Consider the following 7,290-nt stretch of genomic DNA (forward strand, 5'->3'; position numbering starts at 1 on the left):
GGGACAGGTCGCGACCTGTCCGTACAAAATTCGAATAATAATCCAAATCCAAATAATAATTTAAATTCGAATAATAATATAAATCCGAATAATAATATAAATTCGAATAATAATCCAAATTCGAATAATAATATAAATTCGAATAATAATATAAATCCGAATAATAATCCAAATTCGAATAATAATATAAATCCGAATAATAATCCAAATCCAAATAATAATTTAAATCCAAATTCGAATAATAATATAAACCCCAATAATAATTTAAACTTAGATAATAATATAATCCCTGATTTTTTTAAAGAAAAAAATGATGAAATTAATGCAGAAATGATTTTAAATGAATTTGGAATTATAGCAAATAATCAATTAGAATGGTTAGAAAATAATTATTCTTATATTGTTCTTCATTCCTATATTGTGATGCCAAATCATATTCACGCGATTATAGAAATAGATTCTAATTTATCAAAAACTTTACAAAATTCTTTAAATGAAGATGTTGAGATTAAAATAAAATCGCTCTCTCAAATTTTAGGTGCTTATAAAACTACAAGCTCTAAATTAATTCACGAAGCTGGTTTTATAGATTTTGCTTGGCATCGTTCATTTCACGATCATATAATTAGAGACGAAAAATCCTATTTGAATATTATCAATTACATTGAAAACAATCCTAATACTTGGTTAAAAGATAAATTTTACAATCCAAATAATTAAAACAACTCCAATTGTGTAGGTTGCGCAGCTTTAGGAACTTCGGCTTTTCCCCAAAAATTTAATATGTTTCCAAATTGTTTATCGGTAATTCTAAGTACACTTACTTTTCCTAATGGCGGCAATAATCTATGAATACGTTTTTCGTGTACATCGGCACTTTCGCTACTGGCACAATGGCGTACGTAAACAGAATATTGCATCATACTAAATCCATCTTTTAGTAAATTCTTTCTAAATCCAGACGCGTTACTTCGGTCTTTTTTAGTTTCTGTTGGTAAATCGAAAAATACAAATAGCCACATAATTCTGTATCCGTTTAGCTCCATAATTTTGGATATTTTATTTTCTTTCTTTCGCCAGTATAACATTGCTGTAACGAACTTGCTGTTTTTTGCAAGGCAACCATCAACGTACTTTTCTCTTCTTTAAAATATACTGTTCGAGTAAGAATATTTAAAAGTTCTGATTTCAATTGTGTGTTTAATTCTTGTTCTTCATAATTTTGCATCAATTCGAAAACCTTTTCATCTACAATTGGTCTAAAAGGTTCCATAATATCATCTGCAAGTGCAAAGGCATTGTATTTACTTTTATGATGAATACCCAAAGTATTTAATAATCCACTACCAGACAAAGCTCTTGCAGTTGCTGCTCTTAGAATTGCATATCCATAATTCAAGAAATTATTAGGATAATTTCCAAATCGTTCGCGTTTAAATTTTATATCAAAAAAAGATTTCCAATATTGACTTGCTGCAACTCCTTCCATATTAGAGGTATCGCCACTTAAAACTTTGCTACATAAAAACTCAAAAGAATTTTTGTTACCAGTAATTTTTTCTAATAAAATGCCTTGATTGGTAATTTTCTCTACAATAGTTTGTTGCCAAAGTTGCTTTTTTAGCGGAAGACTTGCCTCGATTTGATTTCTAAATATTTCTTGTTGAATGTGATGACTGTTTAAATTTAAAAACATACCATTGGGCAAATGATTGGCATTGCAAATAATAATTGAAGTATTATTCTCAATCAATAAATTCATTGCAGGAATGCTTAAATAAATTTCAGGATTATCTAAAACTAAAAAGCCAATATCTTCAATAGGAATTGTGCTTTCACGTAATTCAGATTTTATAACTAATTGTAGGTTTTTAATAGTGAGCGACGCTTTGTTTTCTAGTAAAATAGTTTTCTTTAACATAAGTAAAAGTTTTATTGCACTAAATTACTAACAATCAATTGTTCTATTTTACGGAAAACCGTAATTAAACAAAAAAAGTCCCACCAAAGCAGGACTAATATAAAATAATAGGCAAATCCTACTAAAAAGGATCAGAAATTCCGCTTACACGAATCAGTTTTTTGTTTATAAATTCTTCAATTCCTAAGCTTGATAATTCTCTTCCATATCCAGATCGTTTTGTTCCACCAAATGGCAAATTACTTTTTGTCCAAGTAGGATGATTTATAAAAACCATTCCAGTATCAATTCTATCAGCTAGTTTTTTTGCTCGTTCTATATCTTTACTAAATATTGATCCACCTAAACCGTAAGGCGAATCGTTGGCAAGTTTTATAGCTTCATCTTCGTCTTTAACTCTGTAAAATGAGGCAACTGGACCAAAAAGTTCTTCGCTGTAAACTGTCATTTCAGGTTTAATATCGGTTAAAATTGTTGCTTCTATAAATGCTCCTTTTCCTACTATACGTTTTCCGCCAAGCGCAATTTTTGCTCCTTCTTTTACAGCTTTGTCAATTTGTTTTTGCAAGTTTTCTGCTGCTTCTTCACTAGATAATGGTCCAAGTTGTGTGTCTGCATCCATCGGATTTCCTACTTTTAAAGCGCTTAACTTTGCTTTAAATTTTTCTAAAAATTCATCAGCAACAGCTTCAACAACTATAAATCTTTTAGAAGCAACACAACATTGTCCGTTATTATTTATTCGTCCAACAACTGCCCAATCTACAGTTTTATCCATTTCAGCATCTTCAAGAACTATAAAAACATCGTTTCCACCGAGTTCTAAAACCGATTTTTTTAAATTTTTTCCTGCTTGCTCTGCAAGTTTTGCTCCTGCGCCTTCACTTCCTGTTAATGATGCACCTTTTATTCTTTCATCATCAATTAAAACTGAAATTTTATCTCCGGTAATTAATAAATTCGTGTAAAGTCCTTTTGGTGCGCCAGCTTCTGTAAATATTTTTTCAATTTCAATGGCGCACTGTGGAACATTGGAAGCGTGTTTTAGCAAAATTGTGTTTCCCACCATAATATTTGGAGCAACAAATCGTGCAACTTGATAAAAAGGAAAATTCCATGGCTGAACACCAAGTAATGTTCCAATTGGAGAATTTCTTACAATTGCTTCGCCAGTTTCTACCTTTAAAATTTTATCAGCCAGAAAATCTTCTCCATTATCTGCATAATAATCAAAAATGTCTGCCGATAAATCTATTTCGCCTTCACTTTCCTTTAGCAATTTACCCATTTCAAGAGTAATTGTTTTTGATAATTCTGCTTTATTTAATCGAAGTAATGAGGCAACTCTATGCAATACTTTGGCACGAACTTCATAGCTTGTGGTTCTCCAAGTTTGAAAACAACTGTCTGCTGTTGCAATTGCAAATTCAATTTCTTTAGCATTCATTTCTTCAAATGATTTTACTAATTCATTGTTAAACGGATTTACGGTTTTAATTGACATAATTTAATTTCTTTATTTTTCTTCTTCAAATTTTTCTACGAAATCAGCATCTTTAATTTTTGAATTTTCTTCTTCCATATTTTCAATATAATCTGATGCATCATCTAAATTATTAGACACATCAAATTCGTCTAGACATTCTGTTTTCGGATTTTTATCATTTGAAATGTTCATTATTTCTATCCTTTTTTAGTGAATCTGCTAATAACAAATAGAATTAATGCTACAACAGCAATTACTATAAAAACACCAACTCCAACACCAGCTTTAAAAATGCCTTCAATAACAGAACAACTAGAAAATAAAAACAGAAGTGTAACTACTGATAAAGATCTAAGGACAATAGATTTCATAACTATGAGATTTTGATTAATTTAAGAATAACAAATTTCATTCAAATACTAATTTTACACATTATACAATTAAGGATAACAATTATATAATTTACTGTTTATATAATTTAGTCAGCTAATTTTCAATAAATACAGTGTTTTTTAGTCATTTTATAATTTGTTAAATTAAATCTTAAATAGTTATGTAAAAATGCCAAATCTGTTATCTTTGTCGACCAAAATAGAGCAAGTAAAAAAGGTATATGAAGTTTGAATTATTACAAAAAGACGCAAATTCTAAAGCAAGAGCTGGAACAATCACCACAGATCATGGAGTTATTGAAACTCCTATTTTTATGCCAGTTGGTACAGTTGCATCTGTAAAAGGTGTGCATCAACGTGAATTAAAATTAGATATAAATCCAGATATTATTTTAGGAAATACGTATCATTTATACTTGCGTCCGCAAACAGAAATTCTTGAAAAAGCTGGCGGATTGCATAAATTTATGAATTGGGACAGAAATATTCTTACCGATTCTGGTGGTTATCAAGTATATTCGCTATCTGCAAATAGAAAAATTAAAGAAGAAGGAGTAAAGTTTAAAAGTCATATTGATGGTTCCTTTCATTTTTTTACACCAGAAAATGTAATGGAAATTCAACGTACAATTGGTGCAGATATTATCATGGCATTTGACGAATGTACACCTTATCCTTGCGATTACAGATATGCTCAAAGATCAATGAAAATGACACATCGTTGGTTGGATAGATGCATTAATCATCTTGAAAAATTACCTTTTAAATATGGATTTGAACAAACATTTTTTCCAATAGTTCAAGGAAGTACTTATAAAGATTTACGTCAACAATCTGCTGAGTATATTGCCAATTCTAACCAACAAGGAAATGCCATTGGTGGATTATCTGTTGGTGAACCTGCAGAAGAAATGTATGCAATGACCGAAGTGGTTTGCGAAATTCTGCCAGAAGATAAACCTAGATATTTAATGGGAGTTGGTACGCCAATAAACATTTTAGAAAATATTGCACTTGGTATTGATATGTTCGATTGTGTAATGCCAACTCGAAACGCCAGAAACGGAATGCTATTTACAGCAAACGGAACAATAAACATAAAAAATAAAAAATGGGAAGCCGATTTTAGTCCAGTTGATGAAATGGGAATTACATTTGTAGATACCGAATATACTAAAGCGTATCTTCGTCACTTGTTTGCTGCCAATGAATATCTTGGTAAACAAATTGCAACAATTCATAATCTTGGATTTTATATGTGGTTGGTTCGCGAGGCAAGAAAGCATATTATTGCAGGCGATTTTAGAGTTTGGAAAGAAATGATGGTAAAAAATATGAGTCAAAGATTGTAGTAAAGTTTAAATTTTTAAAACGTATTGTTTGACAATTGCAGCAACTAAACTATTTAAAAAAAACAAATTATAACTGAATGTTATCAATAATAGATAAATACATTTTAAAACGATATTTAATAACATTTTCGATGATGTTATTACTTTTTGTACCTATCGGAATCATCATTGATGTTTCTGAGAAAGTAAATAAAATGATTGAAAATAAAGTTCCTTTTAAAGCTATTGCTTCTTATTATGTAGATTTTACAGTATATTTTGCCAATTTATTATTTCCAATATTTCTTTTTTTATCTATAATTTGGTTTACATCAAAGTTGGCTAATAATACCGAAATTATTGCAATACTTAGTTCTGGTATATCTTTTACACGATTTTTAAGACCTTATATTATAGGAGCAACTTTAGTTTCAATTTTTGCATTACTCGTTGGATTTTTTTTAGTTCCTAAAGCAAGTGAAGGATTTAAAAATTTTAGGTATATGTATCTGATAGGAAATGGTCAAAATGAAATTCGAGACAATAGCAACGTGTTTAGACAAATTAGTTCAGATGAATATATTTTTGTTAGTAGTTTTAATTCTCAATCGCAAATGGCATTTGATTTTTCTATGGAAAAATTTGAAAAAGATAAATTAAAATACAAAATTTCTGCTTCAAGAATTAAATGGAATGAAAGGCAAAAAACCTATTCGTTATTTAATTTTAAGAAACGTAAAGTTGGAGAAACCAATGATATTCTTGAAAGTGCAGACAAAAAAGATACTGTTTTTAAATTTGATTTAGAAGATTTAACGCCAGTTGTATTTATTGCAGAAACTTTGTCTTATACTGATTTAACTAAGTTTATAGATAAAGAAAGAGCAAGAGGTTCTTCTAATATTAATACTTATCTTGTAGTTTTATATAAAAAATACAGCATTCCGGTTTCAGCATTTATCTTAACAATTATTGCTGTTGCAGTTTCGTCAATGAAACGTCGTGGCGGAATGGGTACAAATCTAGCAATAGGAATTTTGCTGGCTTTTGCCTTTGTGTTTTTAGATAAAATATTTGGTGTTCTTGCTGAAAAATCTGCCGCTCCACCAATAATTGCAGTTTGGATTCCAAATATTCTTTTCGGAATTCTAGCATTATTTTTACTTCGAAATGCAAAACGATAACCTAAAAAGTTATTTGCATCTTCATTTAATAGTATTTATTTGGGGATTTACCGCTATTCTAGGAAAGCTAATTTCTCTTGACGCTTTGCCTTTAGTATGGTTTAGAATGTTATTTGCGGTCGGATTTATATTTGTTTACATCAAATTTAAAAAAATTCCAATTGCTATTTCCAAAAAAACTTTGCTACTTTTTTTAATTGCTGGATTCATAATTGCAATGCATTGGTTTACATTTTTTAAAGCAATAAAAGTTTCTAATGTTTCAATTACATTGGCTTGCCTTTCTACAGGAGCATTTTTTACTTCATTATTGGAACCAATTTTCTTTGGTAAAAAAGTAGTTTGGTACGAAGTTTTTTTCGGATTAATAGTCATTTTCGGATTGTATATTATTTTTAAAGTAGAAGGAAATTATATCTACGGAATGATTTTGGCATTAATTTCAGCTTTTCTATCAGCTTCATTTGCAGTAATTAATAGTTATTTTGTTAAGAAATATAATCCAACAACAATATCATTTTATGAATTAGCTGGTGGCGTTTTATTTTTATCAATTATGTTGCTTTTTTCTGGAAGTTTTACTGTTTCGTTTTTTAAATTATCTCTTTCAGATTTTATGTATCTTTTAATTTTAAGTTCCATTTGTACAGCTTATGCATTTATTGCATCAACAGCAGTTATGAAATTTATTTCGCCTTATACAGTAATGTTAACTATTAATCTTGAACCTATTTACGGAATTATTTTGGCAGTACTTATTTTTAAAGACAATGAAAAAATGAGTTCAGAATTTTATATTGGAGCAGCAATAATACTAGCAACAGTAATCATTAACGGAATTTTAAAAAGCAGAAGCAAAGCGACTTAGCATTTGTTTAAAACATAAAATGTAAATTACTTTTACAGACGATTTAAAATTTTATCTTTGTAAAACTAAACTACACATATAAACCCTATGGAATATTTAGATTTTGAA

Annotated in this window: 9 protein-coding genes; 4 read left to right on the top strand and 5 right to left on the bottom strand. The window is 29.2% G+C overall.

Going from position 1 to position 7,290, the window contains the following annotated elements; genetic code table 11:
• Positions 1 to 720, top strand: a 720-nt coding sequence (locus ACH2BC_RS06220; RefSeq protein WP_395053124.1) for a transposase, incomplete at its 5' end; no start/stop codon positions are given.
• Here ACH2BC_RS06220 and cas2 read toward each other — a convergent pair.
• The 5 genes from cas2 to ACH2BC_RS06245 form a co-directional block, all read right to left on the bottom strand.
• A complete protein-coding gene (gene cas2 / locus ACH2BC_RS06225) occupies positions 717 to 1,046 on the bottom strand; it encodes a CRISPR-associated endonuclease Cas2 (RefSeq protein ID WP_395053125.1) in 330 nt (109 codons plus the stop codon). The two genes, ACH2BC_RS06220 and cas2, sit on opposite strands and share 4 nt — an antisense overlap.
• Positions 1,037 to 1,921, bottom strand: coding sequence for a type II CRISPR-associated endonuclease Cas1 (gene cas1, locus ACH2BC_RS06230; protein ID WP_395053126.1), 885 nt, complete (start codon positions 1,919 to 1,921; stop codon positions 1,037 to 1,039). Before cas1 ends, cas2 begins: the two co-directional genes overlap by 10 nt.
• 121 nt (positions 1,922 to 2,042) lie before the next feature.
• Positions 2,043 to 3,425: an NAD-dependent succinate-semialdehyde dehydrogenase gene (locus tag ACH2BC_RS06235; RefSeq protein ID WP_395053127.1), complete on the bottom strand. Its 1,383-nt coding sequence runs from the start codon at positions 3,423 to 3,425 to the stop codon at positions 2,043 to 2,045.
• Positions 3,426 to 3,437: 12 nt separating this feature from the next.
• Positions 3,438 to 3,599 (bottom strand): hypothetical protein, encoded by a 162-nt coding sequence (locus ACH2BC_RS06240; RefSeq protein WP_395053128.1) that lies wholly within the window; start codon positions 3,597 to 3,599, stop codon positions 3,438 to 3,440.
• A 5-nt stretch (positions 3,600 to 3,604) separates the two neighbouring features.
• Positions 3,605 to 3,778 carry a hypothetical protein gene (locus ACH2BC_RS06245; RefSeq protein ID WP_395053129.1) on the bottom strand — a complete coding sequence of 58 codons (174 nt, stop codon included), beginning with the start codon at positions 3,776 to 3,778 and terminating at the stop codon, positions 3,605 to 3,607.
• Between the two features lie 242 nt (positions 3,779 to 4,020).
• Between ACH2BC_RS06245 and tgt the strand changes: the two genes are divergently transcribed.
• The 3 genes from tgt (at position 4,021) to ACH2BC_RS06260 (ending at position 7,182) form a co-directional block, all read left to right on the top strand.
• Positions 4,021 to 5,151, top strand: a complete 1,131-nt coding sequence (gene tgt, locus ACH2BC_RS06250; RefSeq protein WP_395053130.1) for a tRNA guanosine(34) transglycosylase Tgt — start codon at positions 4,021 to 4,023, stop codon at positions 5,149 to 5,151.
• Between the two features lie 77 nt (positions 5,152 to 5,228).
• A complete protein-coding gene (locus ACH2BC_RS06255; protein WP_395053131.1) occupies positions 5,229 to 6,314 on the top strand; it encodes an LptF/LptG family permease in 1,086 nt (361 codons plus the stop codon).
• Positions 6,301 to 7,182, top strand: coding sequence for a DMT family transporter (locus tag ACH2BC_RS06260; RefSeq protein WP_395053132.1), 882 nt, complete (start codon positions 6,301 to 6,303; stop codon positions 7,180 to 7,182). Before ACH2BC_RS06255 ends, ACH2BC_RS06260 begins: the two co-directional genes overlap by 14 nt.
• Positions 7,183 to 7,290: the final 108 nt, after the last annotated feature.

The sequence above is a fragment of the Flavobacterium sp. genome (genome assembly GCF_043760115.1).
GTDB lineage: Bacteria > Bacteroidota > Bacteroidia > Flavobacteriales > Flavobacteriaceae > Flavobacterium.

What these genes read in the sequence shown, in the direction of transcription:
- cas2 (WP_395053125.1), bottom strand. Translation starts at nt 1,046, where the DNA reads ATGGAGCTAAACGGATACAGAATTATGTGGCTATTTGTATTTTTCGAT.
- cas1 (WP_395053126.1), bottom strand. Translation starts at nt 1,921, where the DNA reads ATGTTAAAGAAAACTATTTTACTAGAAAACAAAGCGTCGCTCACTATT.
- ACH2BC_RS06235 (WP_395053127.1), bottom strand. Translation starts at nt 3,425, where the DNA reads ATGTCAATTAAAACCGTAAATCCGTTTAACAATGAATTAGTAAAATCA.
- ACH2BC_RS06240 (WP_395053128.1), bottom strand. Translation starts at nt 3,599, where the DNA reads ATGAACATTTCAAATGATAAAAATCCGAAAACAGAATGTCTAGACGAA.
- ACH2BC_RS06245 (WP_395053129.1), bottom strand. Translation starts at nt 3,778, where the DNA reads ATGAAATCTATTGTCCTTAGATCTTTATCAGTAGTTACACTTCTGTTT.
- tgt (WP_395053130.1), top strand. Translation starts at nt 4,021, where the DNA reads ATGAAGTTTGAATTATTACAAAAAGACGCAAATTCTAAAGCAAGAGCT.
- ACH2BC_RS06255 (WP_395053131.1), top strand. Translation starts at nt 5,229, where the DNA reads ATGTTATCAATAATAGATAAATACATTTTAAAACGATATTTAATAACA.
- ACH2BC_RS06260 (WP_395053132.1), top strand. Translation starts at nt 6,301, where the DNA reads ATGCAAAACGATAACCTAAAAAGTTATTTGCATCTTCATTTAATAGTA.